The organism is Roseococcus sp. GW821-FHT12F05 (genome assembly GCF_058806835.1).
This window is the reverse complement of the sequence record NZ_JBXAQB010000007.1, coordinates 206170-232367: the sequence shown is the minus strand read 5'-3', so window position 1 is coordinate 232367 and position 26198 is coordinate 206170. Positions and strand designations below refer to the sequence as shown.

General features: G+C 72.0%; 18 protein-coding genes. 10 read left to right on the top strand and 8 right to left on the bottom strand.

The features are described 5' to 3' along the window. Window positions 1-272: 272 nt before the first annotated feature. Window positions 273-866, top strand: coding sequence for a helix-turn-helix domain-containing protein (locus tag AC1ROY_RS18975; RefSeq protein WP_493150425.1), 594 nt, complete (start codon window positions 273-275; stop codon window positions 864-866). Here AC1ROY_RS18975 and AC1ROY_RS18970 read toward each other — a convergent pair. After that, window positions 808-1185, bottom strand: a complete 378-nt coding sequence (locus AC1ROY_RS18970; RefSeq protein ID WP_493150424.1) for a hypothetical protein — start codon at window positions 1183-1185, stop codon at window positions 808-810. The genes AC1ROY_RS18975 and AC1ROY_RS18970 overlap by 59 nt on opposite strands. A 293-nt stretch (window positions 1186-1478) precedes the next feature. On the opposite strand from AC1ROY_RS18970, the gene AC1ROY_RS18965 reads away from it, so the two are divergent. Continuing rightward, complete coding sequence (locus AC1ROY_RS18965) at window positions 1479-4385, top strand: ATP-binding protein (RefSeq protein ID WP_493150423.1); 2907 nt, start codon at window positions 1479-1481, stop codon at window positions 4383-4385. On the opposite strand, the gene AC1ROY_RS18960 is transcribed toward AC1ROY_RS18965, so the two are convergent. Both AC1ROY_RS18960 and AC1ROY_RS18955 read right to left on the bottom strand, forming a co-directional pair. Then, window positions 4372-4788, bottom strand: a complete 417-nt coding sequence (locus AC1ROY_RS18960) for an organic hydroperoxide resistance protein (protein ID WP_493150422.1) — start codon at window positions 4786-4788, stop codon at window positions 4372-4374. The two genes, AC1ROY_RS18965 and AC1ROY_RS18960, sit on opposite strands and share 14 nt — an antisense overlap. Beyond that, window positions 4785-4907 carry a hypothetical protein gene (locus AC1ROY_RS18955; RefSeq protein WP_493150421.1) on the bottom strand — a complete coding sequence of 41 codons (123 nt, stop codon included), beginning with the start codon at window positions 4905-4907 and terminating at the stop codon, window positions 4785-4787. Before AC1ROY_RS18955 ends, AC1ROY_RS18960 begins: the two co-directional genes overlap by 4 nt. Window positions 4908-5202: 295 nt before the next feature. Here AC1ROY_RS18955 and AC1ROY_RS18950 point away from each other — a divergent pair, with 295 nt between their 5' ends. Together AC1ROY_RS18950 and AC1ROY_RS18945 are read left to right on the top strand one after the other, a co-directional pair. Next, entirely contained in the window at window positions 5203-6204 is a 1002-nt protein-coding gene (locus tag AC1ROY_RS18950) for a tripartite tricarboxylate transporter substrate binding protein (RefSeq protein ID WP_493150420.1), read from the top strand. Then, window positions 6201-8183, top strand: a complete 1983-nt coding sequence (locus AC1ROY_RS18945) for an oxidoreductase (RefSeq protein ID WP_493150419.1) — start codon at window positions 6201-6203, stop codon at window positions 8181-8183. Before AC1ROY_RS18950 ends, AC1ROY_RS18945 begins: the two co-directional genes overlap by 4 nt. A 6-nt stretch (window positions 8184-8189) precedes the next feature. Here AC1ROY_RS18945 and AC1ROY_RS18940 read toward each other — a convergent pair whose 3' ends face one another. After that, the gene (locus tag AC1ROY_RS18940) at window positions 8190-9326 is read right to left on the bottom strand and encodes a CaiB/BaiF CoA transferase family protein (protein WP_493150418.1); all 1137 of its coding nucleotides are present in this window, start codon (window positions 9324-9326) and stop codon (window positions 8190-8192) included. A gap of 33 nt (window positions 9327-9359) precedes the next feature. Beyond that, a complete protein-coding gene (locus tag AC1ROY_RS18935) occupies window positions 9360-10334 on the bottom strand; it encodes a Bug family tripartite tricarboxylate transporter substrate binding protein (protein WP_493150417.1) in 975 nt (324 codons plus the stop codon). A 247-nt stretch (window positions 10335-10581) separates the two neighbouring features. Here AC1ROY_RS18935 and AC1ROY_RS18930 point away from each other — a divergent pair, with 247 nt between their 5' ends. Next, window positions 10582-10776, top strand: coding sequence for a hypothetical protein (locus AC1ROY_RS18930; RefSeq protein WP_493150416.1), 195 nt, complete (start codon window positions 10582-10584; stop codon window positions 10774-10776). 7 nt (window positions 10777-10783) lie between these two features. Here the strand turns inward: AC1ROY_RS18930 and trhA are convergent, their stop codons facing one another. Both trhA and cnbZ read right to left on the bottom strand, forming a co-directional pair. Next, complete coding sequence (trhA, locus tag AC1ROY_RS18925; protein WP_493150415.1) at window positions 10784-11443, bottom strand: PAQR family membrane homeostasis protein TrhA; 660 nt, start codon at window positions 11441-11443, stop codon at window positions 10784-10786. Between the two features lie 49 nt (window positions 11444-11492). Next, window positions 11493-12260, bottom strand: coding sequence for a 2-amino-5-chloromuconate deaminase CnbZ (cnbZ, locus tag AC1ROY_RS18920; RefSeq protein ID WP_493150414.1), 768 nt, complete (start codon window positions 12258-12260; stop codon window positions 11493-11495). Window positions 12261-12550: 290 nt separating this feature from the next. On the opposite strand from cnbZ, the gene AC1ROY_RS18915 reads away from it, so the two are divergent. From AC1ROY_RS18915 to AC1ROY_RS18895, 5 genes are all read left to right on the top strand, one after another. Beyond that, entirely contained in the window at window positions 12551-14230 is a 1680-nt protein-coding gene (locus AC1ROY_RS18915) for a ShlB/FhaC/HecB family hemolysin secretion/activation protein (protein WP_493150413.1), read from the top strand. A 16-nt stretch (window positions 14231-14246) separates the two neighbouring features. Next, on the top strand, window positions 14247-19034 hold the full coding sequence (locus tag AC1ROY_RS18910) for a beta strand repeat-containing protein (RefSeq protein WP_493150412.1): 4788 nt from the start codon (window positions 14247-14249) through the stop codon (window positions 19032-19034). A gap of 4 nt (window positions 19035-19038) precedes the next feature. Continuing rightward, window positions 19039-21942: a CHAT domain-containing protein gene (locus tag AC1ROY_RS18905; protein WP_493150411.1), complete on the top strand. Its 2904-nt coding sequence runs from the start codon at window positions 19039-19041 to the stop codon at window positions 21940-21942. 10 nt (window positions 21943-21952) lie between these two features. Continuing rightward, the gene (locus AC1ROY_RS18900) at window positions 21953-22717 is read left to right on the top strand and encodes a hypothetical protein (RefSeq protein WP_493150410.1); all 765 of its coding nucleotides are present in this window, start codon (window positions 21953-21955) and stop codon (window positions 22715-22717) included. A gap of 115 nt (window positions 22718-22832) precedes the next feature. Then, the gene (locus AC1ROY_RS18895) at window positions 22833-23888 is read left to right on the top strand and encodes an extracellular catalytic domain type 1 short-chain-length polyhydroxyalkanoate depolymerase (RefSeq protein ID WP_493150409.1); all 1056 of its coding nucleotides are present in this window, start codon (window positions 22833-22835) and stop codon (window positions 23886-23888) included. A 3-nt stretch (window positions 23889-23891) separates the two neighbouring features. On the opposite strand, the gene AC1ROY_RS18890 is transcribed toward AC1ROY_RS18895, so the two are convergent. After that, window positions 23892-26159 (bottom strand): NADP-dependent malic enzyme, encoded by a 2268-nt coding sequence (locus tag AC1ROY_RS18890; protein ID WP_493150408.1) that lies wholly within the window; start codon window positions 26157-26159, stop codon window positions 23892-23894. Between the last annotated feature and the right edge of the window lie 39 nt (window positions 26160-26198).

Genomic DNA, 26198 nt, shown 5'->3' with positions numbered 1-26198 from the left:
ATCCCCGGGGCGGCGGCCGGGCTTTTCCAGGATTGCCGCGGGATGGCGATCCCTCCTCCTTCCGCGCGATGGGCCGCGGCGACGTGCGCATGCCCCTCGTCGGTCACACGGGCTCACAACCGCTCGCAAGGATGCACAAGCCCTATCGGGCGTTTCCCCGGCGCCTCCGCTTGGATGCCGGAGGCCGCGACGGCATCGGGCCGCCGCCGCCGGGAAGCGCATCAGATGGTCACGCCATCCGCGCAAGACGCCTGCCGGCAGGAGCATGGACGATGGAACACGCCTCGCGGGCCGAGAAGGATCTCCCCGCTTCCGATCGGCAGGGCGCCCCGCCGGAGGACTTCGGGCCAGGAAGCGTTTCCGCCCAGGCCGCCAACATCCTCGACGACGTCCGCCGTGCGATCGGGCGCAACCCGGAAGGCGCGCGGGCGGCCGCCCTGCGGCTGGTCACGCTCCTCACGCCGGCCCCTCAGGAGGCGCGCGGCGGCCTGGCGCCGTGGCAGCGGCGGAAGATTGACCGCTACCTGAGCCAGCATCTGGAGGAGGCGCTGCCCATCGCCGAGCTGGCGGAGCAGATCCCGCTGAGCGTCAGCCACTTCTGCCGCGCCTTCAAGGAGAGCTACGGCGCCACGCCGCACACGCACATCACGCGGCTGAGGCTGGAGCTGGCGCAGCGGCTGCTGCTGACCACGAGCGAGCCGCTCAGCCAGGTCGCGCTCGCCTGCGGGCTGGCCGACCAGGCGCATCTATCGAAGCTCTTCCGGCGCTTCATGGGCGAGACCCCCACGGCCTGGCGCCGGCGGAACCTCACCGAGGCGCAGGTCGAGGCCAGGCGCCGCCCGGCAGATGACCGGGCGGCCGCCTGAGCCCCCGACATCCGGCGGCCCCGCGGGGCCGCCGGAACGCCGCCCGGAGCTCGGCGGCGAAGAGCTCCGGCTCCTCCCAGGCCGCGAAATGGCCGCCCCGGTCGACCTCGTTCCAGTAGACGAGCTTGCGGAAGCTCCGCTCGGCCCAGCTTCGCGGCGCGCGGTAGATCTCGCCCGGGAAGACCGTCGCGGCGACGGGGACGTTCGGGATGTCGATGGCCGTGAAAGGCCCGCCGCCGAGCTGCGCGGCATCCCAATAGGACCGCGAGGACGATGTGCCGGTGTTGGTGAGCCAGTACAGCGTGATGTCATCGAGCATCTCGTCCGCCGTGAAGGCCCGCTCCGGCTGGTATCTCGGTCATGATCTTGGCTCCTGGCGAAGGGAAATCGGTGAGGGCATTCCTCTGGACCGCTCTAGGCCCGGCGCCTGGGCCATGCTTTTCCCGGGTTGCCCGGCCTTGCCGGCGGTTACTTCGCCGGCGCTTCATGCGACGATTTCCGTTCCGGCATCGTGGCGATCGGGCCCGCCGCGATCGCTTTCGACAAGGAGGCTCCTTCCGCCCGTGGTTTGCTGAAGCCGGCACCACTTCCGGGCGAGGACCCGATCACTCGATGCAAAACCTGACGCGCCCCGAGACGCGAAGGCAGGACGCCGTTTCCTTCGGGCCCTTCCGCCTGGTCGCGGGCGAACGGCTCCTGACGAAGGACGGCGTCCCGGTCGAGCTGGGCGCGCGCACCCTCGACATGCTGATCGCCCTGGTGTCCCGCCCCAACGAGATCATCGGCAAGGGCGAGCTCCTGGCCCTGGTCTGGCCCGACGTGATGGTGGAGGAGGGCAGCCTGCGCTTCCACGTCGCCGGCCTGCGCAAAGCGCTGGGCGACGGAAAGGACGGCGCGCGCTACATCGCCACCCTGCCCGGCCGGGGCTACTGCTTCGTCGCGCCGGTCTCGCGGCCGGCGGCCAGGCCGGCTTCAGCCGCGGCGGTCGCCGTCCCCTTCCGTGGCGCCACCTTCCTCCCCACGCGGCTGGCGCGGATGGTCGGGCGGGACGAGGGCGTCGCCGCGCTCTCGGCCCAGCTTGCCGTGTCGCGCTTCGTCACGATCGTGGGCGCCGGCGGGGTCGGAAAGACCACGGTCGCCGTCGCGGTCGCGCATGCGCTGCTGGAGGATTTCGCCGGGGCCGTGCTCTTCGTCGATCTGGGGCTGCTCCGCGATCCGGGGATGGTGCCCGCGGCGCTCGCGTCGATGCTCGGGATTCCCGTCGAATCCGACGACCCGACGCCCAGCCTGATCGCCTATCTGCGCGACCGGCAGCTCCTGCTGGTCCTCGACAATTGCGAGCACCTCATCGAGGCCTCCGCGGGCTTGGCAGCGCGCATCTTCCTGGAGGCACCGGAGGTCCACATCCTGGCGACGAGCCGCGAGCCCCTCAGGGTGGAGGGCGAGCAGGTCCATCGGCTCGCGCCGCTCTCCGTGCCGCCGGAGGATGCTGCGCTCACGGCCTCGGACGCCTTGGGCTTCCCCGCGGTCCAGCTCTTCATGGAGCGCGCGGCGGCGAGCGGCGCGCCCCTGGACCTGCGCGACGCAGACGCCGCCGTCGTGGCGCATATCTGCCGGAAGCTCGATGGCCTGGCGCTGGCGATCGAGCTGGCGGCGGGGCGGGTCGAGGCCTATGGCCTGCAGCAGACCGCGGCGCTGCTCGACGAGCGGCTGGCCCTGCTGTGGATGGGCCAGCGCACCGCGCCGCCGCGCCAGAAGACGCTGCAGGCCACGATGGACTGGAGCCACGAGCTCCTGACCGGTCCGGAGCGGCAGGTGCTGCGCCGGCTCGCCGTCTTCGTGGGGCATTTCACGCTCGAGGCGGCGCTTGCCGTCGCGACCAGCGAGGCGATCGACCAGTTCCTCGTCCTCGGCGCCATCGACAGCCTCGTCGCGAAATCCATGGTCCCGGCGCGTCCCGTCGGCGCCGCGATGCGCTATCGGTTGCTGGACACGACGCGGGCCTATGTCCTCGACACCCGCGTCGACGAGGCCGAGTCCGCCGCCCTGTCCGCGCGCCATGCCGGCCACTTCCGGCGATGGCTGGAGGAGACCGGCGCCGAATGGCCGGCCCTCTCGGACAAGATGGGACGGGCCCTCGGCCTCGCCGATCTGAACAACGTGCGCGCCGCGCTGGAATGGTGCTTCGGCGCGCAGGGCGATGCCGGGATCGGCGTGGCGCTCGCCGCCGCCGCAGCGCCTGTCTTCCTGGCCACCTCCCTGATGGCGGAATGCCATCGCTGGTCGGAGCGAGCGATCGCCGCCCTCGACGAGGCCGCGCGCGGCGGGGCCGAGGAGATGCACCTGCAGGCGGCGCTCGGGCTGTCGTCGATGTTCACGCGCGGCAGCAGCGAGGCGGCGCGGGCCGCGATGAACCGGAGCCTCGCCATCGCCGAGGAGCGCGGCGACGCGCTCCAGCAGCTCCAGGTGCTGAGCATGCTGCACATGTTCCATCATCGCGTCGGCGATCCCAGGACCGCGCTGCACCATGCCAGGCGCAGCTCCGCCGTGGCCGCGGCCATGGCCGATCCGGCCGCGCTCGCCCTGGCCCATTCCCTGTTGGGGATCTCCCTCAACCTGACCGGCGACCTCCGCGCCGCGCGCGTGGAGCTGGAGGCGGCGCTGCGGCACGGGAGCTCCCGCCGGACCAGCACGACCTATCTCGGCTTCGACGGCCACGTCATGGCGGGCTTCGCGCTGGCGCAGACCCTGTGGTCACAGGGCCATCCGGCCCAGGCCGTGGAGCGGGTGCGCCGGAGCGTCGAGGAGGCCATGGGCACGGATCACCCGGTCACGATCTCCATCGCCCTGGTCTGGGCCATCTCCGTCTTCTTCGAGATCGGCGATCTCCGGAGCGCCGAGGAGCATATCGACCGCTTCACCTCCCGCGCCGAGACCTATTCGCTGGGGCCGTATCTGGCGGTCGGCCGCGGCTTCCGGGGCGAGCTGGCCCTCCGCCGCGGCGACCCGGAGGCGGGAGTCGCGAGCCTCCGGAGCGCGCTGACGGAGCTCGACGCGGCGCGCTACCACATGGTCACGACGGCATTCCGCATCTCGCTCGCGCGAGGGCTGGCGGCGCTCGGCCGCTTCGCGGAAGGGATCGCGCTGATCGACGGGACGATCCGGCTCGTCGAGGAGAACGGGGAGTTTTCCCACATGCCGGAGCTGCTGCGCATGAAGGGCCGCATCCTCCTCGCGATGCCGCGGCCCGGCGAGGAGGAGGCGGAAGCCTGCTTCCGGGCATCGCTCGAATGGAGCCGCCGCCAGGGCGCGCCGGCCTGGGAGCTGCGGACCGCCACCGATCTGGCCGAGCTGTGGGCCATCCAGGGCCGGCGCGAAGATGCCCGGGCCCTGCTGCAGCCGGTGCTTGAGCGCTTCGTCGAAGGCCTCGACACGGCGGACCTGAAGGAGGCCGTGCGCGTGCTGGGGAGCCTCGGCTCCGCCGCGGCGCGCCACGGCTCGCCGGTCAGATCACGTTGAGCACGACGTCGATATTGCCGCGCGTCGCCTTGGAATAGGGGCACGTCTGGTGCGCGGCCTCGGCCATGGCCTGGGCGACGTCGCGCTCGATCCCCGGCAGGCTGATGTTGAGGCGCGCCTGGAGGACATAGGCGTCGCCGGTCCTGCACAGGTCCACCTCGGTGTCGACGGCGAGCTCGGCCGGGAGCGAGACCTTCATCCTGCTCGCCGCGATCCGCATCGCGCCGATGAAGCAGGCCGACCAGCCGGCGGCGAAGAGCTGCTCCGGATTGGTGCCGGCGCCCGAGGTGCCCGGCGAGGACAGCCTGATGTCGAGACGGCCGTCGGAGCTGCGGGACGCGCCGTCCCGGCCGCCCGTGGTGTGGGTCATGGCCGTGTAGAGAACTTTGTCGATCGGGGTCACGAGCGGTTTCCTTGCCGGGTCGCGGGCTCCCGGACGGCGCGCGTATAGGCCTCGACCGAGCACGCCACGGCGATCGCGGCGCCTCCGGCCAGGCAGGCGAGCTTCACCAGAATGTTCATCGCGGCATCCTCGTCAGGGGAAAGCGCCTGGGCGCGCTTTCGAGCCGCTGATCTACGGAATCGGCAGGCCGATGGATTGGCCAGGCTGCCGCGCGTTTTCCTGTTCCTGCGGTATCAGCCTCGGGTGCCGTGCCCCCCTGCCCGGCCCCGCGAGGCTCCCGCTTAAACCGCCTTGCGGATCGCCTCTGCCACGCGCGGCGCGGTGAGCTACACTACATTTCGATTACGCATCGAAATGTAGTCTGGTCACAAGGAAAGCGGCTCACTTCAAGACCGCGGAATGGAGGACGTCGTCATGCATCGTCGCACCCTGCTGGCCGGCCCGGCAGCTCTCCTGGCGCGTCCGGCCCTCGCCCAGGCGCCGGCGCTCGGCGCGCCCAGGCCCGCCGATTTCCCGAACCGTCCCATCGAGCTGGTCGTGGCCTATCCCGCTGGCGGCGGCATGGATGTCACGGCGCGGATCGTCGCCCGCCATGCCGAGCGGCTGACCGGGCATCGCTTCATCGTCAACAACCGGACCGGCGGCGCGGGCATGGTCGCGCATGCCTACATGGCGCGGCAGGCGCCGAGCGACGGCTACACGGTGGGCGTCCTCTCCAGCGGGGTCTTCGTGGACGGCGTGTTGCGCGCCCAGGGTCTGTGGAGCGTCAACGACCTGGAGATCGCCGCCTTCCTCAACTACGACCCGACGGTCTGGATATCGGCGGCGCGCGGCCCGATGCAGGGGCTCGACCTGCCGGCCATCGTGTCCCGGGCGCGGGAGGCGCCGGAGACCGTCCGCATCTCGATGCTGCCGCAGAGCGCCTCGGAGTTCATCATCGAGCAGGTCGAGCGCGGCACCGGCGCGAAGTTCGTGAAGGTGCCCTTCCAGGGCGGCATCCCCGGGATGACGGCGATGCTCGGCGGCCATATCGACCTCGCGACCGTGTTCTTCTCCGAGTTCCGCTCGCAGCTCGAGGCCGGCGCGGTGCGTCCCGTCGGCGTCGCCGGACCGGCACGCCTGCCGGTTCTCCCCGATGTGCCCACCTTCGACGAGGCGCTGGGCACCAGCGGCGTCAGCTGGGCCGCCTGGCGCTTCGCAGCATTGCCGAAGAACGTGCCGGCCGATCGGCGCGACTATCTCGCGGCGGTCCTCGAGGCGGCGGTGGCGGATCCCGAGGCGCAACGCGAGTTCACCCAGGCCGGCGTGCTGCTCGACCCCTCGCTCGGCAATGGCGACGCCGTGCGCGCGGCGGCGAACCGGCTCTTCGCCTCGCAGCTGCGCTTCCTGCGCGAGAGCGGGCGCGTGCCGCAGTGAGGGACGATCGGCCCTATCCTCACCTCTTCGCGCCCTTCGAGCTCGCGGGCCGGCGGCTTCGGAACCGCGTGGCGCATCTGGCGATCCTGACGACGATGAGTGCCGGCGGGCAGGTCAGCGACCGGCACATCCAGTACTGCCTGAACCGCGCCCGCGGCGGCGCCGCGATGATCGTCGCCGAGCCCGTCAACATGGCCTCGCACCAGCATGTGCCGATCAAGGTGAATGCGCGCGACGACGGCGCGCTGGACAGCCTGAAGCGCTGGGCTGCGGCGGTGGAGGGCGAGGACTGCCGGCTGCTGGCGCAGGTGCAGGATTCCGGACGCGGCCGCCACGTGGCGGGGCGCAATTTCGACGCGGTGGGCGCCGCCGCGCTGCCGGACGACATCAGCTGGTCGATGCCGCATGCGCTCACGCCCTCCGAGATCCGCCGGATGATCGAGGGCTTCGCGGCGGGCTCGCTGCGGCTGCAGCGGTGCGGCTTCTCCGGCGTCGAGCTCTCTGCCGGCCATGGGCACATCTTCGCGCAGTTCATGTCGGCATGGTCGAACAACCGCGAGGACGAGTATGGCGGCGATTTCGAGGGCCGCATGCGCCTGGTCGTCGAGACCATCGCCGCCATCCGCGCGGCCTGCGGCTCCGGCTTCATCCTCGGCGTGAAGATGCCGGGCGACGACGGCCTCGCCGCCAGCATTCCGCCCAGCGTCGCGGCCGACATCACCGCGCGGCTGTCGCGCACCGGCATCGACTACCTGGCCTTCGCCCAGGGCACCCATGCACGCTCGCTCGATATGCATGTGCCGGACGCGCATTGGCCCGCCCTGCCCTTCCGCGAGCTGGTCCGCCGCCTGCGCCCGCATGCTGGCGGCGTGCCGGTCATGGCGCTCGGCCGCATCACCGATCCGGCCGAGGCCGAGGGGCTGCTCGCCCATGGCGAGGCGGAGATGGTGGGGCTGGGCCGCGCGCTCATCACCGATCCCGCCTGGCCGAACAAGGCGGCGGCGGGCCGGGCGCGCGACATCCGCTACTGCGTCTCCGCGAATTCCTGCTGGCACAATGTGACCGCGCTGCACCGGCTGGCCTGCGACAACAACCCGCGCGTCGCGGAGCCCGAGGAATCCCTTCCTCTGCCGCCGGCCGCGGCGCGCAAGCGAGTGGTCGTGGTGGGGGCCGGCGTCGCGGGGCTGGAGGCGGCCTGGGTGGCGGCCTCGCGCGGGCATGAGGTGATCCTGCTCGGCCGCTCGGCGGAGGTGGGCGGCAAGCTCCGGCTGCACGCGGCGCTGCCGGGCGGCGAGCCGCTCTCCAGCATCTACGACTTTCAGTTCGCCGAGGCGCAGAAGGCCGGCGTGCGGATGGAGCTCGGCGCTACCGCGAGCGCGGAGGACGTGCTGGCGCTCGGCCCCGACGCGGCCGTGCTGGCGACGGGCGCCTCGATGGTCTGGCCGCTCTGCCTGCCGGCGAGCCTGAAGGCCGAGGGCTATGTGCAGGACCTGCGGACGGCCCTGCTCGACGTGCTGGGCATCACCGCGCGGCAGCCGGGCACGGCTGTCATCTTCGACCAGGACCACACGGACGGCACCTATTGCGCTGCCATGGCGCTGCATCGGCGCTTCGAGCGCGTGGTGATCCTCACGCCGCGGGAGAGCATCGCGCAGGAGACCGCCATGGTCACGCGGCAGGGCATCTACCGGCGCGTGAACCTGCTGGGCATCGAGGTCGCAGTGCTGTCCGAGCCGAAATGGACGGAGGATTTCGAGCAGGACGGCCGGCTCACCTACGCCAATGTCTATACCGGCCAGGAGCGCCAGATCGAGGATGTGGTCTTCTTCGCCTATGCCACGCCGCGCGCGCCGGACGACGCACTGGTGGCGCCGCTGCGCGCGGCGGGCCTGCCGGTGCATGTCATCGGCGATGCGAAGGTCGCGCGCGCGCCGATGGCGGCGACCGCGGAGGGCTATGCGATCGGGCGGTCGCTGTAGCGGACCTCAGTCCCGCCCCAGGATCTCCCGGTTGTGCTGGCCCACCCGCGGCGCCGGCCGTCGCGGGAAGGGCCGCCGCCGGTTGAAGGAGAGCGGCAGGCTGACGATCTTCGGCCCGCCCTCCGGCAGCTCGCGCAGCAGGCCCACCGCCTCCATCTGCGCGCTCTCCGTCACCTCGCCGATGTCGTTCACGGGGCCGCTCGGCACGCCGACGGCATCCAGTGCTGCGAGCCAGTGGTCGCGCGGCTGCGTGACGAAGACCTCTGATATCAGCGGGATGAGCTCGGCCTTATGGTGCACCCGCGCGCCGCCCTTAGCGAAGCGCGGATCCTCGGCCCATTCCGGATGCCCCAGCACCTTCGCCGCCCGCGCGAAGAGCCGGTCGTTGCCGGCGGCGAGGCAGAGCGGCCGGTCCGCCGTCTCGAAGGTCTGGTAGGGCACGATCACCGCGGCGCCGGTGCCGTGGCGCTTCGGGATGTCGCCGGTGGACAGGTAGTTGTTGATCTGCCCCTCCACCCAGAAGGCCGCCGTCTCGAAGAGCGAGGAATCGACCAGACAGCCCTTCCCCGTCTTCTCGCGCCAGCGCAGCGCCGCCAGCGCGCCGATGGTGACGAAGAGGCCGGTCGCCTTGTCGTTGATCGAGGCGCCGCAGAAGGTGGGCGGGCCGTCGGGCTGGCCGGTCACGCTCATCATGCCGCCATAGGCCTGGAGCAGCGGGTCGAAGCCCGGCTTGAGGCGCATCGGCCCCTCGAAGCCGAAGGCCCAGATCGAGCAGTAGATGAGGCGCGGATGGCGCGCGAGCATGGCCTCGGGCCCGATGCCGATCTCGTCCACCACGCCCGGGCGCAGGTTCTGGATGAGGATGTCGGCCGTCTCGCAGATCCGGTGCAGCGCCTCGATGTCCTCCGGCTTCTTCAGATCCAGCGTGATGGAGCGCTTGCTGCGGTTCTGCCCGTGGAAATAGAGCGAGGTCATGCCGTCCGGCCCATAGGGCGGGCCCCAGAGGCGGGCGTCGTCGCCGCCGTCGGGTTTTTCCACCTTGATGACGTCGGCGCCCATGTCGGCCAGCACGGCGCCGGCCAGCGGGCCGGCGAGCGCCTGGCCCACCTCGATGACGGTGACGCCGTCCAGCGGCAGGTCCATGGAGTCTCCTGGGAGTGATACGGGCATGATCCGCTATTCGGGCCGCATTCCGGCGCGCCGCGCAACCTCCGCCCAGGCGACCACATCGGCGCGGATGCGCGTGGCGAATTCTTCGGGGCCGGCATAGGCCGGGACGGAGGCCTGGGTCGCCAGCTGCGCCCGAGCCTCGGGCTTCGCGAGAAAGGTGGCGAGCGCCTGCGTGGCGCGCAGCACGATCGGCGCGGGCGTGCCCGCCGGCGCCAGCACGCCGAACCACACGCCCGAATCCGCGACGTCGTGGCCGAGCTCCTTCAGCGTGGGCACGTCCGGCAGCTCCGGCGCGCGCTGCGGGCCGAAGACGACCAGCGGCCGCAGCTGGTTCTCCCGGTACGGGCCGATGGCGCCCACCAGCGTCTGCAGCATGAGCGGCACACGGCCGGCCACGACGTCCAGCAGCGCCGGCGCCGTGCCGCGATAGGGGACATGGGTGATGTCGATGCCCAGCGCCTGCCGCAGCGTCTCGCCGCCGAAATGCCCATTGCCGCCATTGCCCGTGCTGGCATAACCGAGCACCCCCGGCTGGGCCTTCGCCGCCGCCACCATCTCGTCGAGGTTGCGCCAGGGCTGCGAGGCGCCGCACCAGAGCACGTTGGGCGAGGTCGCGACCATGCCGATCGGCGCGAAGCTGCTCGCGGGGTCATAGGGCAGCCGGGCATAGACGCTGGCGTTCATCACCAGCGAGTTGGAGGAGAAGAGCAGCGTCTGCCCGTCCGGCGCCGCGCGGGCCACGGCCTCGGCGGCAAGGACGGAATTCGCGCCCGGCCGGTTCTCGAAGACCATGGTCTGGCCGAGCTGCTCCTGCAGGCCGTTCGCGGTGAGGCGGCCGACGAAATCGGTGGGGCCCCCGGGCGGGAAGCCCATGAGCACGCGCACGGGACGGTCGGGCCAGGCGGTCTGCGCCAGGGCGGGCGCAGCGAGCAACACCGGCAAGGCCAGCGCGCTGCGCCGACGGATCGGTTTCTGGGTCATTCCGGCGGTCTCCCCTGCCCGGCGTCATGCGCACCGGTTCCATGCCTGCGATGTTGCCAGCGGGGAAAGCCCCGCGACAAGGGCAGCGACGCCCCTATCGCAGGGCAGCGAACGGGGACTATACCGTCCCGGCGCAGGGGCGATGGGCGCGGTATCCCCCGCCAGAGCCGTGACGTCCCGCGGCGCAGCCGGGACAGCCCAGCTTCAATTCCCTCGCTCCGGGCGAGGCTTCGGAACAGGATTTACCATGAAGAACCCGGCAAAGGCCGCGGCGGCGCCCAAGGCGCCGGAGCCCGTGATGCTCGACCCGACGGAAGTCCAGGAGATCGCGAAGCGGCACCGCCTCTCGGTCGCCATCGTGACGGAGATCGTGCGGCGCGTCGGCACCGGCGAGCGGGCGGCGATCGAGCGCGAGATCAAGAAGGGCATGGCCCGGCGTTAGGCCGGCCTCACCCGATCCCGGCCGCGAGGCGCAGCACCACGACGAAGTGGCACGCCGCCGCGGCGAGCACGAAGCCGTGCCAGATCGCGTTCTGGTACGGCATCCGCTTCGAGACATGGGCGACGACGCCCAGGCTGTAGAGCAGCCCACCCGCGCCCAGCAAAGCGAGATCCAGCGCCGGCAGCGCCGCCACCAGCGGCACGATGGCGACGATCCCCGCCCAGCCCAGCAGCAGGTAGGCCGCGATGGCCGCACGCTCGAACCGCCCCGGCGCGAAGAGCTTGAGGCCGGCGCCGATCAGCGCGCCCACCCAGACGACCGACACAACGCTCCACCCCCAATCGCCGCCGATGCCCAGCAGCGAGACGGGCGAATAGGTCCCCGCGATCATCACGAAGATGGCCGCATGGTCGAGCCGGCGCAGGACGCGCTTGCCCCGCCCCTCGGCGGCCAGGTTGTAGGCCGCCGAGCAGCCCAGCATCGTGACCAGCCCGATCGCGTAGAGGCCGATCGCGACCGTCGCGAGCCCGTCCGCGGGCCAGGGCATCACGGCCACCAGCGCCACGCACGCGGCGATCGAGGCCGTCACGCCGAGGACGTGAATACAGGCATCGGCCAGCAGCGCGCCCGCGGAGGCGACGGGCCGCAAGGCGCGGGAGTTCGTCATGCCGGCATCATCGGCCCTGCCGCCGGCCGCGATCAAGCGCCGCACCGGGCTACACGCGCAGCAGGATCTCGTGGTCCAGCCCGCGGCAGTCCATCTCGAAGTCGATCTTCTGCACGGGCGGCCGGCAGGGGTACCAGATGATGCCGTTCTGCGCCGCGCCGCGGGCGGTGATCTCGTCCAGGAAGAAGGGATGCGGGTCATAGACCGTATAGACCTGCACGGCCGTGGTATCCGCCCAGCCGAAGCCGAAGGCCTTCAGCCGGCGTTCCTGCTCGCCCAGCGTCTGGCGGGCCTTGGCGCGAAGCCCCTCGGGCGAGGTGTCGCCATAGGCCACGATGGCTTCCGCGGGCGGCCCGCTGCCGCGCCGCTCCGCCCCGCCCGCGATCAGGAAGGTCGGGCCGACATTCGCGTCAGGCACGGTGTAGGTGAAGGCGTAGAAGCCGGACTCGCTGGGCGGCGAGAGCTCGGGACAGACGTTGCTGCGCGCGACGGGATTGTCGTCGCCCTCCATGACGCCCCATTCGCGCAGCACCTGCGCATAGCCCATGTTGAACTCGCGGAAGCCGTCCTCGGTGAAGGGCAGCGCGGAGCGCAGCTCGCAGGCCGCGAAGGCCGTCAGCGGCCGCCCGAGGGATTCGAGATGCGCCTTGATCCGCGAAAAGCCCTCCTTCATCGGCAGCAGCCGGCTGAACCGCGCGCGCTCGAGCCGGTAGCCCGGCAGCGCCGCGACGCCCGACGAGTACTGGAACACCGCGGGGATGTAGCGGTAGCCACCCGCCTCCATGGGCTTGGTGGTCGCTGCTGGGGAAGCCGACATCGTCGCATCGTCCTTCGGATGGGGAGCACCTGCTTCAGTTAAGCCGGGAGATGCGCCGGAAGGCCATGCCCCGCCGCCAGGCGGAAGGCGTGCCGTGCCCTGGTCGCAACAGATTCGGAACAAAACCCGGCCCGAAGTGATCTCCGGCTTGCACCGCCGACGAATCGAGTACCATCATTAAGAATATAATTTCTAATGAACGGCGTGCGTTACTCAACCGGGCCGGGGGGTCGAACTGCATGCGGACGTCTTGGGGGGTGTCTCTGCGCTGCGGCGCGGGGATCGCGGCAATGCTTCTGGCCTTGTCCTCCACCGGCGCGCTCGCGCAGGTGCCGCCGCCCGGCATCGTCCCACCCGGCGGCACGCCCATTCCGCAGCTCGCCCCGCCCAGCCTTCCCCGTGTCGGCCCCGGCCTGGCGCCGCCCGGCCCCGCCCGGCCGGCCGAGGGTGTCACCGGCCAGGTCGCCATCCGCGACGTCACCTTCCTCGGCTCCACCGCCTTCACGCCGGCCGAGCTCGCCGCCGCCGCCGGCCCGCTGACCGGCCCCACGGTCCCGATCGCGAAGATCGAGGACGCCCGCGCCGCCATCGTCACCCTCTACCGCGAGCGGGGCTTCGCCTTCGTCACCGCCGACGCCACGGTCGGCCCCGACGGCACGCTGCGCTTCCAGATCGCCGAGGGCTTCATCAGCGAGGTCCGGCTGGACGGCGATGTCGGGCCCGTCGGCACCCAGGTGCTGCGCTTCCTGAACCGGCTGGTGAACGTCCAGCCGCTCGACATCGCGACGCTGGAGCGGCAGCTGCTGCTGGCGCAGGACATCCCGGGCCTCACCGTCCGCACCGTGCTGCGGCCGGCCGGGACCGCGCCCGGCGCGCTCTCGCTGGTGGCGCAGCTCTCGCGCCGGGCGGTGACGGGCTATGTCACGGCGGACAACCGCGGCCCGCGCTTCTCCGGGCCCGAGCAGGGCCTCGCCGCGGTGCAGTTCAACTCCTTCACCTCGCTCGGCGAGCAGACGGAGCTGGCGCTCTTCTATGCCCGCGCCACGACGCAGATCTTCGGCCAGGCGAGCTGGCGGGGCTATATCGGCGGCTCCGGCCTGCAGGTGCGCCTCTATGCGGGCCATGGCACGACCAACCCCTCGGGCGTGCTGCGCAGCCTGGGCTACGAGGGCGATTCCACCGTGGCCGGCGCCGCGCTGACCTACCCGCTGATCCGCCGCCGCTCGCAGACGCTGAACCTGGTGGGCACCTTCGACACGATCGACAGCAACATCTGGGTGGACGGTACCAACGGCCAACGCGCCCGCCTCTCGCAGGACAGCCTGCGCATGCTGCGCGCGGGTGCCGACTGGACCACCTTCGATCTCTTCGCCGGCGAGGCGCGGCCGGCCACCAACTTCGTGAGCCTGCGCCTCTCGCAGGGCGTGGGCGGCTCGCTCGGCCGCAACCCCTCGCGCCTCGGCGCGACCGGCGATTTCTTCAAGATCAGCGGCGAGGCGACGCGGACCCAGGCCCTGTTCTCGCCCTGGTCGGGTGCCATGATCTCGCTCCAGGGCACGGTGGCCGGCCAGTGGAGCAACGACATCCTGCCGCTGGCGGAAAAATTCTACCTCGGCGGCAACCGGCTGGGCCGCGGCTTCTACGCCGGCGAGGTGACGGGCGACAACGCCATCGCCGTCTCGGGCGAGCTGCAGCTCTCGACCACGCATGAGCTCAACGCCTTCGGCGTCGGGCTGCGGCTGGCGCCGACCTACTACGTCTTCACCGATGCCGGCTGGACCTTCGAGAACCAGGCCTCGGACCCCGACCGCCGGCTCCACTCCTTCGGCTTCGGCCTGCGGATGCAGGTGAACGAGCGCTTCGAGGCGCAGTTCGAGGGCGTCAGGCGCTTCACCCGCCAGCCGGCAGGCCCGAGCGTTCCGGCGCAGCACGAGGACGCGTTCTTCTGGCGCGTGCTCGCGCGCTTCTGACGGAGGACAGGATCCCATGACGGCCACCTCCCCCAATTTCCGCACCGCCCTGCTGGCGGGCACCGCGCTCATCTTCCCTGTGCTGGCATCGGCCCAGCCCGCGCCCAATGCACGGCCGCAGGGCGGGCAGGTCGTCGCCGGCTCGGCCACGATCGGCGGTGACGCCGGCCGCACCGTCATCAACCAGTCCACCGACCGCGCCGCGATCAACTGGCAGAGCTTCGACATCGGCCGGAACCAGGCCGTGCAGTTCCAGCAGCCCTCGACCAGCTCGGTCACGCTGAACCGGGTGGTGACGCCGAATCCCTCCCAGATCGCCGGGCAGATCACGGCCAACGGGCAGGTGGCGATCGTCAACCAGTCGGGCGTGATCTTCCACCAGGGCTCGACGGTGAACGCGGCGGGCCTCGTGGTCTCCACGGCGAACATCACCAACGAGGCCTTCATGCGCGGCGGGCGCATGAACTTCGACCAGCCGGGCCGCCCCGACGCACGCATCGAGAACAACGGCACCATCACGGTGCGCGAGGCCGGCCTGGCCGCGCTGGTCGCGCCGCAGGTCGCGAATCGCGGCGTCATCCGCGCCCGCATGGGCCGCGTGGTGCTGGCCGGCGCCGAGACCTCGGTGGTGGACCTGCATGGCGACGGGCTGCTCTCGCTCGAGGTCACCTCGCCCGTCCGGCAGACGCCGGCGAACGGCCAGGCGCTGGTCACCAACACCGGCACGATCACCGCGACCGGCGGCACGGTGGTGCTGACCGCCCAGGCCGTGGACGGCATCGTGCAGGACCTGGTGCGCGCCGGCGGCCGCATCGCCGCGAACACCGATGCCGCGACCGGCCGCACCGGCCGCGTGGTGGTGGCCGGCAACGGCGGCGCCGTGCGCATCGAGGGGCAGGTGAGCGCCCAGGGCCGCGCCGCGGGCACGGCAGGCGGCGACATCCAGATCCTCGGCGACCGGACGCTGGTGGATGCCACAGCGCGGGTGAACGCCTCCGGCCGCACTGGCGGCGGCACGGTCGCCATCGGAGCGACGGCGCCGCGCAACACCACGCGCCTCGCGCGCCGCACCGGGGTGGCCCAGGGCGCCGTGGTACGCGCCGATGCCACGGAGCGCGGCAACGGCGGAACGATCGTCGTCAACTCGTCCGAATACACCGTCCACGCCGGCGCGCTCTCCGCGCGCGGCGCAGGCGAGGGCGGCAATGGCGGCTTCATCGAGGTCTCTGGCCAGCAGGGCCTCGCGATCATGGGCCGCGTCGACGTGAGCGCGGGACCGAACGGGAGGGGCGGAACCTTCCTCGTCGATCCCACCACGATCACCGTCGTCGCGGACGGCGATCCCAGCGTGAACACCTCGACCGCGGACTTCACGGGGGCCGTCCTCGGCTCCGCCAGCCCGCCGACGACCTCCGTCATCGCCGCCGGCATTGTCAACGATCCCGTCTTCAACAACGCGACGATCGAGCTTCAGGCGACGGAGACAATCACCGTCAACTCGGCGATCAACCGGACGAGCGTCGGCGGCCTGACGCTCACGGCGGGGACGGACATCTTCATCAACGCCCCGATCACCATCAGCAGCGGCGCGCTGACGATGACGGGGCGCGACATCGACATCTCCGGCTCGCTGCTGACCCAGAACGGCGGCATCTCGCTCTCGGCCACGGGCACCCTGAGCCTCAATTCCTCGGTCATCGCGCAGGGCGGCGACATCAGCCTCACCGCACCCTTCGCCTCCTCCATCCCCTCCATCGAGCTCGGCGCGCTCGTGCAGGTGTCCGACACCAACCGGATCACCGCGACCGGCTATGTCGGTACCACCAACACCGACGGCCGTTTCGTCGGCGGCACGCTGAACGTCGTCAACTCCGGCACCAACGTGGCGCTGCTGAACGACAATAGCGTGCTGACGCTGGAGAACCTGGAGGCGTCCGGCGGCGCCGAGTTCCGCAACATCCGCTCGCTGCGCGTCACCGGCACGGTCGGCGGCACGTCCAACTCCTACGCCCACATCGACGTCGAGGGCGGCGACCTCACCATCGCGGGCAGCGTGGGCGGCGGCGGCGGCTTCGGCGGCGTGGACGGCGTGCAGGCCCTGCTGCGGGCCACCGGGAACATCGTCGTCGAGGCGACGGGCGGCATCATCGCACCGGCCGTCCGCATGCAGGCGGGCTATGATTTCGGCACCGGCGCGCCGGATCCCACGGCGGCGGGCGGCATCCAGCTCGCCGGGACCGTCCGCGGCTACGGCGGCTTCGTCAACAACACGGCCAACAGCGTGGAGATGGCCGCGGGCACGAGCGGCATCGTGCAGACGGGCGGCACCCTGTTCACCGACAGCCTCACCATCAATTCGGCCGGGGATGCGCTGCTGAACATCCCGATCATTTCCGATGTCTCGAGCGGCGTCACGCAGGGCAACATCATCGGGGCCCTGGCTCCGTCGAGTGTCGCCGGACGCCTCGCGATCGTGACGAACTCGGATATCGACCTGCAGGGCACCACCACGGTCCAGGGCTCGACCTTCATCAGCGCGAGCGACATCAGCCAGGGCGAGAGCGGCGTGCTGATCACGCCTCTCTTCGAGGCGACCACCGACGTCCTCTCCGTCTCGCTGCTGGGCCAGAACCGGATCGACGAGCTCGGCGACGTCTTCGGAACGACGGGCGTCCTCATCAACAATGCGCAGTCTCTGCGGGTCAGCGGCACGGTGCGCGGCTCCAACGCCTCCACCACCCTGAACGTCACGGGCGACCTGGACGTGCTGGGGACCGGCTCGGTGCAGGGCGCCTACGGCGCCACGCTGCGCGCGACCGGCGACATCAACCTCGCCGCCGGCAGCACGGTGCAGAACTTCCAGAACGTCGACTTCAACGTACAGCCGACCGTGATCCAGGCCGGCTATGACTTCGACGCCGCCGCGCCCGACCCGGCCTCCGCCGCCACGCTCCGCCTCGGCGGCCTGGTCGGCAATGCCGACTACACCGGTCCCGTGACGCTGAACGCCGGCACCGGCGGCATCCTGCAGACGGGCGGGCGGATCCTCGGCAGCACGCTCTCCGTGCAGTCCGGTGGAAACGCGATGCTGAACGGAACGGGCCTGGGCGCGCCGAACAGCGTGGCGACGCTGCTCGGCGTCGACGTGGCAGGCACCTTTGCCCTGGACAACGGTACCTCCGACCTCGCCATCGGCGCCTTCGGCGCGGGCGGGGTATTCAACGCGCAGGTCTTCGCCGTCCGCACCGGCGGGGCGGTGACCGTCAATCCCGGCGCCGACATCGTCGCGACCGAGCGCGCGAGCTTCCGCGCCGACAGCTTCACGATCCTGCCGAGCATCTCGGTGCCGCCGCCCGGCAGCGTGACCGCGCCGCTGGTGGAGATCGCGCCCAACGCCAATGTCGGCATGGCGATCAACGTCACCGCTGCGCCGGAGCCTTTCGTGCTCTCGCCCGACACCCTGTCGCGCATCAGCACCGCCACGCTCCGCCTTGGCGCCATGACCTTCGACGGGCTCACGACCACGACCACGACCGCGAGCGGGATCAACTTCCCCGCCGACTACAGCTTCCCGGGCACGCTCGACCTGCGCGCCACCGGCAGCATCGTCCAGGGCGCAGGCACGACCTTGTCCGCGGGCCAGCTGACCGGCCAGGCAGGCAACCTGATCCAGCTCGATCAGGACAACAACCTGCCCGTCATCGGCGATCTCTCGGCGGGCACCCAGATCATCCTGAACACCACGGAATCGCAAACCCTGACCGGAAGGCTCCTTGCGCCGTCCGTCTCGCTCACCACCGGCGGCGACCTGATCGAGAGCGGCGCCGGATACATCTCCAGCCTCACGCTGACGCTCCAGACCGGCGGCGACGCCCTGCTGAACGGCCCGAATGCCGTCTTCGGCTTCGGCTCGTCCAGCGTCGCCGGCCGGCTGGAGTTCAGGAACACCTCGTCGAGCCTGGCGCTGGGGGTCGGGCGGACCTTCTTCACCTTCGACTATTACGACATCGAGCAGACCGGGGATCTCCGGATCGACGGCACCATCACCGGCACCGCCGGGCGCCTCTCGGCCACCGGTATGCTGCAGGTGAACGGCAACTCGGCCATCGCGCGGACCGGCGACCTGAACATCCAGAGCAACGTCTTCACGCTCAACGGGCTGCTGCAGGCCGCAGGGGCGATCCGCATCCAGGCCGGCACCTCCGCCTCGCTGGCGGGCACGGCGTCGGGGAGCCTGCTGAGCATCACCTCGCCCAGCATCACCTTCGGCGGGCTGAACGCCGGGAACACGCCGGTTGAGCTCTTCCTCGGGGCGGGCGGCACCACCACGGGCACGCTGGCCGCCGGCGCGCTCAGTGTTTTCGGCGGGGCCAGCGCCAACCTCTTCGGCACCATCGCCGGCATCGCGGGCGGGCCGGCCGCGGCGGCGGGGCGGCGCGGCACCTCGGGCGGCGTGCTGCTGAGCGAGCCGCTGCCCAGCCAGGCCCTCTATCTCTTCAACAACTGCCCGATCGGCGTCGCGGTCTGCACACCCGTCATCGTGCCCCCGCCCCCGCCGGTGCTTCCGCCTCCGCCCTCACCCCCGGAGAGTGGAGGGAGCACGCCGAACGCGGTGCCCTGGCAGCGCGATCCCTATCTCGCCACCGCGGTGAACCCGCCGACTCAGGTTGTCGTGCTGGAACCGGTGCCGCTGATGATCCAGCAGCTCCAGCCGCCCGTGCCCAACCTGAACCTCCGCCTCTACCGCGACCGCTCGGAAGAGGGCGAGCTCGCGCCTCCCAACATCCGCGGCGAGGATTTCTGAGCCCATGACGCGCGCCCCCTCGCTGAGCCCCGGCCTCCTCCTCCTGCTCGCCCTCGGCGCCTGCGCCGCGCCGCCGCCCTCGGCCTATGTGGCGGTGCCCTCCGGCGGCGGGGCCGGGATGCTGGCGCTCGGCGCCACCGCCTCCGGCGAGGAGTGCCGGCTCTCGCGCTCCGGCCAGGGCGGCGACGTCTGGTGCGGCGAATGGTCCTCGCCCAGCGCGCGCGTGCGCCCGGCCGTGGGCGCGACGCCGCTGGAGGCGGCCGAGCAGGCCCGCGCCGGCCTCGCCAGCCGGCTCGACTGCGCCGCGCCGCGGGCGACGACGGCGCTCGGCGGCCAGCCGGCCGCGATCATGGACTGCCGGCGCCGGGCCGGCGGCTGGCCGGCCTTCGCCATGGCCGCGCAATCGGGCGGCGGCATCTGGCTCGCCGAGGGCATCCTGCCCGCGCAGGCCTCGGCCGAGCGTGCGATCGGCGTGCTCTCCGGCCGGATCACGGCCGAAGCCGCGCCGCTGCCCTCCGCCGCCATCGACCAGATGGCCGCCCGCCTGGCGCGCGAGGCCTTCTCCACCGGCGACGTCGGCCGCTACGAGAGCCTGATGGCCGTGGGCCGCGACGCCAACCAGGCCGAGCGCTTCGTCGCCGCCGAGACCGCCTACCGCGCCGCCCTCGCCCTGCAGGAGCGGGCGCTCGGCGCCAATGCGCCGGACCGCTTCCTGCCCATGGTGCTGCTGGCGCTGCAGCTCTCCAACCAGGGCCGCTTCCCGGAGGCCGACGCCCTCTTCGCCCGCGCCGCCGCCCTCGCCCCGCGCGCCGCGGAGCCGCTGGCCGGCGCCTACCTCGCCCATTACCGCGGCCTGCACGAGGCCAATCGCGGCCGGAACGACCAGGCGCTGGCCCTGCTCGCCGAGGGCGCCGCCGCCTATGCCCGCTGGGTGCCACCCGAGCTGCGCGCCGGGATGGGCAGCCCGCAGCCCTCGGTCGATCCGCTGGCCAACCGGGCGCTGATCGGCCTCATCGAGACCCGCCGCAACACCGCCGCCGTGCTGCGCGCCGCCGGCCGCTATGCCGAGGCCGAGACGGCCGCCGCCGAGGCCGGGCGGCTGTCGCTCGTCGCCGCCGGCACCGCCAGCGGCACGGACGTCATCGCCGCCCGGATCGCCCGCACCGAGGGCGCCGTCGCCGCCGGCACCGGCCGCTCCGGCGCCGCGGCCGCCGATTTCGGGCGCTCCGCGACCCGCTTCGCGCGCGGCATCCCGCGCTCGCGCCCCCTCGCCGAGACGCTGCTGCTGCGCGCGGCGAACCTCTCGCCCTCCGGCGCGGTGGGGCCCTGCCGCGACGCCACCGCCGTGCTGCGCAACCTGCGCGAGGGCACGACGCCCGGCCGCATCGCGCCCTGCGTGGACGCCTTCATCGCGCTCGGCACGCCCGAGGGCGTGGCGGAGGCCTTCGAGGCCGCGCAGCTCGGCCAGGGCGGCGTGACCACGACGCAGATCGCCACCGCCGCCGCCCGCCTCGCCGCCGGCGCGCGCGATCCGGCCGTGGCCGAGGCGCTGCGCCGCCGCGACGAGGCCGACCGCACGCTGGCCACCCGCTATCGCGAGCGCGACGCGGCCGCCGCGGATGGACGCGACGTGAGCGCCCTCACCGCCCAGATCAACGAGGCCGAGAGCGCCGCCGCCGAGGCCGACGCCGCCGCGCAGTCGGCTGCCCCCGGCTATGCCCAGCTCGTGCAGTCCGTCTCCTCGGCGGCCGACGTGCTGGCCGCGCTGGCGCCGGGCGAGGCGCTGGTCGCCACCACCCTGCCGCCCGACCGCCGCGGCTGGACCTTCGTGCTGCTCGACGGAAGCGTGAGCGTGGGGCGCGTCGGCGCCGACACGTCGGAGGTCGCGGCGCTTGTCGCGCGGATTCGGGCGAGCACGGAATCCGGCACCTCGCGCCGGCCCTTCGAGGCAGGCGCCGCCTATGCCCTGCACCAGGCGCTGTTCGGCGCCGTCGCCGAGCCGCTGGGCCGGGCGAAATCCATGGTCGCGCTGGCGGAAGGGCCGATGCTCTCGCTGCCCTACGGCCTGCTCGTGACATCGGCGCCGCCGGCCCCCCAAGGGCACGAGAACGTCGCCTTCCTGGTGCAGAAGATGCCGGTGACGCATGTGCCGGCGGCCTCGAGCCTCGTGACGCTGCGCCGGGCCGGCAATTCCGTCGCGACCCGGCCCTGGTTCGGCTTCGGCGATCCACGGCCTGTGCCGGTCGCCTTCGCCGCCCGCTCCTTCCCGGCCGCGCCGAGCTGCGGCCAGGGGCTGGCCAGCCTCACGCGCCTGCCGGCAGCGGCGATCGAGCTCCAGGCCGCGCAGACGGTGATGGGCGCCACCCCCGCCGAGCGCCGCACCGGCGACGCCTTCACCGTCTCCTCGGTCCGGGCGGCCAACCTGCGCGACTACCGGATCCTGCATTTCGCGACCCATGGCGTGCTGCCCGCCGAGCTCACCTGCCTGACGGAGCCGGCCATCATCGCCTCGCCCGGCAGCGGCCCGACAGCGACGCAGGCCCTGCTGACGGCCGGCACCATCCTGGACCTCAACCTCGACGCCGACCTCGTCGTGCTCTCGGCCTGCAACTCGGGCGGCGGCGCGGCGGCGGGCGAGAGCCTCTCGACCCTCGCACGGGCCTTCTTCTTCAGCGGGGCGCGCGGACTGCTGGTGACCCACTGGTACGTGAACGACGTGGCCGCTGCGCGGGTGGCCTTCTTCACGCTCCAGAACATCAGGAACGGCGATGCGCCGGCCGAGGCGCTGCGCAAGGCGCAGCTCGGGCTGATGCGGTCGGCGGGCCTCGGGCACCCGGCGCTCTGGGCGCCCTTCGCAATGATCGGGCCGGGCCCGGCGACCGTGACGCGGACGGCGCGCGCCGGATAGGCTGCGGCGCATGCCGCTGCAGCTCGAACACCGCCCCGCGCCGCCCTGGATCGCCGAAGCGGCGCCGGTTTTCCGATCCTCCATCGAGAGCACGGGCCTCATGGTCGGCATGCCCTGCTACGGCGGCATGGTGACGGCGGCCGCGATGCGCGGGCTGCTGGACACGCAGCGGGCCTGCCTCGCGCTGGGCCTCCCCTTCGCGGTGGCGACCCTGACCAACGAGAGCCTCATCACGCGCGGGCGGAATGCGCTGGCGGCCATCTTCCTGCGGTCCTCCGCCTCGCACCTGCTCTTCCTGGACAGCGACATCGGCTTCGGGGCGGATGCGGCGCTGCGGCTGCTGGGGCACGGGCGGCCACTGATCGGCGGGCTCTACCGCAGCAAGCGGCTCGGCGCCGCGGACTGGGTCGCGACCTTCCCGGGCGGAAAGGGCGCAACCGTGCGCCGCGACGCTGCGACCGGTGCCGTGGAGGCAGAGGCGATCGGCACCGGCTTTCTCCTCCTCCACCGGAGCGTGCTGGAGCGGCTGGCCCAGGCCTATCCGGAGACCCTGCATCAGACCGACGAAGGGCAGGCCCACGCCTTCTTCGAGGCCGGGATCGACCCGAAACCCGCGCCCGGCGAGGGCCGCTACCTCAGCGAGGACTATCTGTTCTGTGCCCGCTGGCGCGCCCTCGGCGGCGAGGTCTGGTGCGACCCGGCCATCCGGCTGGAGCATCACGGGCAGGTCGCGCTGGCTGGCGATCCGATGGCGCTCTTTTCACCTGCGGAGTGATGGATTTCCCGCGGAAGCGTCCCCAAATCGTTATGCTGCACTGCACAACGATCGCGTTTCCCAAGCGTTATGACCGGGCCGGCGCCTGCTGAACTCCGGCTCTCAAGGAATTCTCATGCGGCCTCTGTCCGATACCATCGCCCGACTGGCCGCCTTCCGTCATGCAAGAGACACCGCCCAGGCGCCGCCCGGCGACCTCACGGAGCTGACGGGCTTCGGCTCCAACCCCGGCGCGCTGCGCGCCTGGACCCATATCCCGGCCGTCCTGCCGCCCCGTGCGCCGCTCGTGGTCGTGCTGCACGGCTGCACGCAGACGGCGGCGGGCTACGACAACCACTCCGGCTGGTCGCACCTGGCCGAGGCGCAGGGCTTCGCGCTGCTCTTCCCCGAGCAGCAGCGGGCCAGCAACGGGCACCTCTGCTTCAACTGGTTCCAGCCGGAAGACACCCGACGCGACCAGGGCGAGGCCGCCTCCATCCGCCAGATGATCGAGCGGCTGGTGCTGGACCACGGGCTCGACCGCCGCCGGATCTTCGTCACCGGGCTTTCGGCGGGCGGCGCCATGGCCTCGACGATGCTCGCGGCTTATCCGGAGGTCTTCGCCGGCGGTGCGATCATCGCCGGCCTGCCCTACGGCGTAGCGGGCACCGTGCCCCAGGCCTTCGACCGCATGCGCGGCCACGGCCTGCCAGACCCGGCGCAGCTGGAGGCGCTGGTCCGCGGCGCCTCGGACCATGCGGGACCCTGGCCGACGATCTCGATCTGGCAGGGCAGCGCGGACCGGACGGTCTCCCCGTCCAACGCGGACGCGATCCTGGAGCAATGGCGCGGGTTGCATGGCGTCGGCGCACGGCCGGCGCGCAGCGAGACGGTGGACGGCTTTCCCCACGAGGTCTGGTGCGACCGCAAGGGCCGGGCGGTGATCGAGCGCACCGACATCCCCGGCATGGGCCACGGCACGCCGCTCGACGGCGCGGAGCCGGGCGAGACGGCCGGAGCCTATATGCTGGATGTGGGCATCTCCTCCACGCGGCACATCGCGCGATTCTGGGGGCTGGCGCCGGCCGGCGCATTCCGCGACCGGTCTAAGCCCGCAGCGGCTGCGGAGCCCACTGGCGGAATCCTGCACACGATCGAAGCCGCGCTGCGTCAGGCGGGCCTGATGCGGTAGGATTCACCCCCGCCGCACCTGGCTCCCCGCCACCGCCGCCAGGTTCGCGATGCCGCGTGCAGTCACGCTTGGCACCAGCACGTGGATGGGCTTCTTCATCCCCAGCAGCATGGGCCCCACCTGCAGCCCATCCGAGACCGCCTTCACCAGGTTGAAGGCGATGTTCGCCGAATCGATGTTTGGGAAGACCAGCAGGTTCGCCATCCCCTCCAGCTTCGGGTCCGGCACCGCCTTGGCGCGGATGGCCTCGACGATCGCGGCGTCGCCATGCATCTCGCCATCGACCTCGAGGTCCGGCGCCGCGGCGCGGATCAGCTTCAGCGCCTCGCGCATCTTCCGCGCGCTGGGCGCGCCCGAGGCGCCGAAGGAGGAATGGCTCAGCAGCGCCACCTTGGGCACGATGCCAAAGCGGCGCACCTCCTCGGCGGCCAGCAGCGTCATCTCCGCGAGCTGCGCGGCCGTCGGGTCCAGCAGCAGGTGCGTGTCGGCGAAGAAGAGCGTGGCGCCCTGGGTGATGACGGCCGAGAGCGCATAGGCGCGGCCCACATCGGCGCGCTTGCCGATGCAGTCCAGCGCGTGCTGCCACTCGCGCATCCAGTCGCCCAGCCCGCCGATGATGGCGGCATCCGCCTGGCCGGATTCCAGCAGCATCGCCGCCGCGACGCTCGGGCGGCTGCGGGCCCGGCGCTCGGCGGCCGTGGGGTTCACCCCGTGCCGGCCGACCTTGCATTTGTAGGCCTCGACCAGCGGCGCAAAGAGCTCCGGCTGCTCGTCGGGGTGGAGCACCGTGACCGAGCCCCCGATCGCCATGCGCAGGCCGAGCGCGCGCACCTTGGCCGCCACCACCTCGGTGCGGCCGATGAGGATGGGCAGCGCGGTGCCCTCGTCCAGCACGGTCTGCACGGCGCGGAGCGTGCGCTCGTCCTCGCCCTCGGCGAAGATGACGCGGGCCTGGACGGTCTTCGCGAGCTCCTGGATCGGGCGCATCAGGTTGCCCGAGCGGAAGACGAAGCGGGAGAGGTCGGCGCGATAGGCGTCGAAATCGGCGATGGGGCGGCGCGAGACGCCGCTGTCCATCGCGGCCTTCGCCACGGCCGGCGCGATCTCCAGGATGAGCCGCGGATCGAAGGGCTTCGGGATGATGTATTCCGGGCCGAAGACCGGGGCCGTGCCGCCATAGGCCGCGGCGACGACCTCGCTGGCCTCGACGCGCGCCAGGGCCGCGATGGCCTCGACGGCAGCCACCTTCATGGCCTCGTTGATCGTGGTGGCGCCGGCATCCAGCGCGCCTCGGAAGATGAAGGGGAAGCAGATGACGTTGTTGACCTGATTCGGGTAGTCCGTGCGCCCCGTGGCCACGATCGCGTCCGGCCGTGCCGCGCGGACCGCCTCGGGCAAGATCTCCGGGTCGGGATTGGCCAGCGCCAGTACCAGCGGCTTGGGGGCGAGCTTGGACAGCCATTCCCCCTTCAGCACCCTCGGCGCGGAAAGTCCGAGAAAAATGTCGGCGCCGTCCAGCACTTCGGGCAGGGTGCGGGCATTGGTCGCCTGGGCGTAGCGCGCGCGGTAGGGGTCAAGGCCTGGGCGGCCGACATAGACCACGCCCTCGACGTCGCAGACCGTCACGTTTTCGCGCTTCAGCCCCATTTCCACGAGCAGGTCGAGGCAGGCCAGCGCCGCCGCGCCGCCGCCGGTGTTGACCAGCTTCACGTCCTCCAGCCGCTTGCCCTGCACGAGCAGCCCGTTGCGGACGGCGGCGGCGACGATGATGGCGGTGCCGTGCTGGTCGTCGTGGAAGACGGGGATGTTCATGCGCTCGCGCAGGCGGCGCTCGATTTCGAAGCACTCGGGGGCCTTGATGTCCTCGAGGTTGATGGCGCCGAAGCTCGGCTCCAGGGCCGCCACGACCTCGACGAAGTGGTCGCTCTCCTTCGCCTCGACCTCGATGTCGATGGAATCGATGCCGGCGAAGCGCTTGAAAAGGACCGCTTTGCCCTCCATCACCGGCTTGGAGGCGAGCGGCCCGATATTGCCGAGGCCCAGCACCGCCGTGCCATTGGTGATGACGGCGACCATGTTGCCGCGGGTCGTGTAGTCCCAGGCCTTGTCCGGGTCGGCCGCGATCTCCTCGCAGGCGGCGGCGACGCCGGGGGAATAGGCCAGCGCCAGATCGCGCTGGGAGGCCATGCGCTTGGTGGGCTCGATGGTGAGCTTCCCCGGCCGCGGCAGGCGGTGATAGTCGAGCGCGGCGCGGCGGAAATCGTCATCCATAGTCAAATGCCCTCCAGGATCCCGAAAATGCGCGCTGGG

What these genes read in the sequence shown, in the direction of transcription:
- AC1ROY_RS18935 (WP_493150417.1), bottom strand. Translation starts at nt 10,334, where the DNA reads ATGACCCAGAAACCGATCCGTCGGCGCAGCGCGCTGGCCTTGCCGGTG.
- AC1ROY_RS18900 (WP_493150410.1), top strand. Translation starts at nt 21,953, where the DNA reads ATGCCGCTGCAGCTCGAACACCGCCCCGCGCCGCCCTGGATCGCCGAA.
- AC1ROY_RS18965 (WP_493150423.1), top strand. Translation starts at nt 1,479, where the DNA reads ATGCAAAACCTGACGCGCCCCGAGACGCGAAGGCAGGACGCCGTTTCC.
- AC1ROY_RS18970 (WP_493150424.1), bottom strand. Translation starts at nt 1,185, where the DNA reads ATGCTCGATGACATCACGCTGTACTGGCTCACCAACACCGGCACATCG.
- AC1ROY_RS18955 (WP_493150421.1), bottom strand. Translation starts at nt 4,907, where the DNA reads ATGAACATTCTGGTGAAGCTCGCCTGCCTGGCCGGAGGCGCCGCGATC.
- trhA (WP_493150415.1), bottom strand. Translation starts at nt 11,443, where the DNA reads ATGACGAACTCCCGCGCCTTGCGGCCCGTCGCCTCCGCGGGCGCGCTG.
- AC1ROY_RS18940 (WP_493150418.1), bottom strand. Translation starts at nt 9,326, where the DNA reads ATGGACCTGCCGCTGGACGGCGTCACCGTCATCGAGGTGGGCCAGGCG.
- AC1ROY_RS18910 (WP_493150412.1), top strand. Translation starts at nt 14,247, where the DNA reads ATGACGGCCACCTCCCCCAATTTCCGCACCGCCCTGCTGGCGGGCACC.
- cnbZ (WP_493150414.1), bottom strand. Translation starts at nt 12,260, where the DNA reads ATGTCGGCTTCCCCAGCAGCGACCACCAAGCCCATGGAGGCGGGTGGC.
- AC1ROY_RS18890 (WP_493150408.1), bottom strand. Translation starts at nt 26,159, where the DNA reads ATGGATGACGATTTCCGCCGCGCCGCGCTCGACTATCACCGCCTGCCG.
- AC1ROY_RS18895 (WP_493150409.1), top strand. Translation starts at nt 22,833, where the DNA reads ATGCGGCCTCTGTCCGATACCATCGCCCGACTGGCCGCCTTCCGTCAT.
- AC1ROY_RS18930 (WP_493150416.1), top strand. Translation starts at nt 10,582, where the DNA reads ATGAAGAACCCGGCAAAGGCCGCGGCGGCGCCCAAGGCGCCGGAGCCC.
- AC1ROY_RS18950 (WP_493150420.1), top strand. Translation starts at nt 5,203, where the DNA reads ATGCATCGTCGCACCCTGCTGGCCGGCCCGGCAGCTCTCCTGGCGCGT.
- AC1ROY_RS18975 (WP_493150425.1), top strand. Translation starts at nt 273, where the DNA reads ATGGAACACGCCTCGCGGGCCGAGAAGGATCTCCCCGCTTCCGATCGG.
- AC1ROY_RS18915 (WP_493150413.1), top strand. Translation starts at nt 12,551, where the DNA reads ATGCTTCTGGCCTTGTCCTCCACCGGCGCGCTCGCGCAGGTGCCGCCG.
- AC1ROY_RS18905 (WP_493150411.1), top strand. Translation starts at nt 19,039, where the DNA reads ATGACGCGCGCCCCCTCGCTGAGCCCCGGCCTCCTCCTCCTGCTCGCC.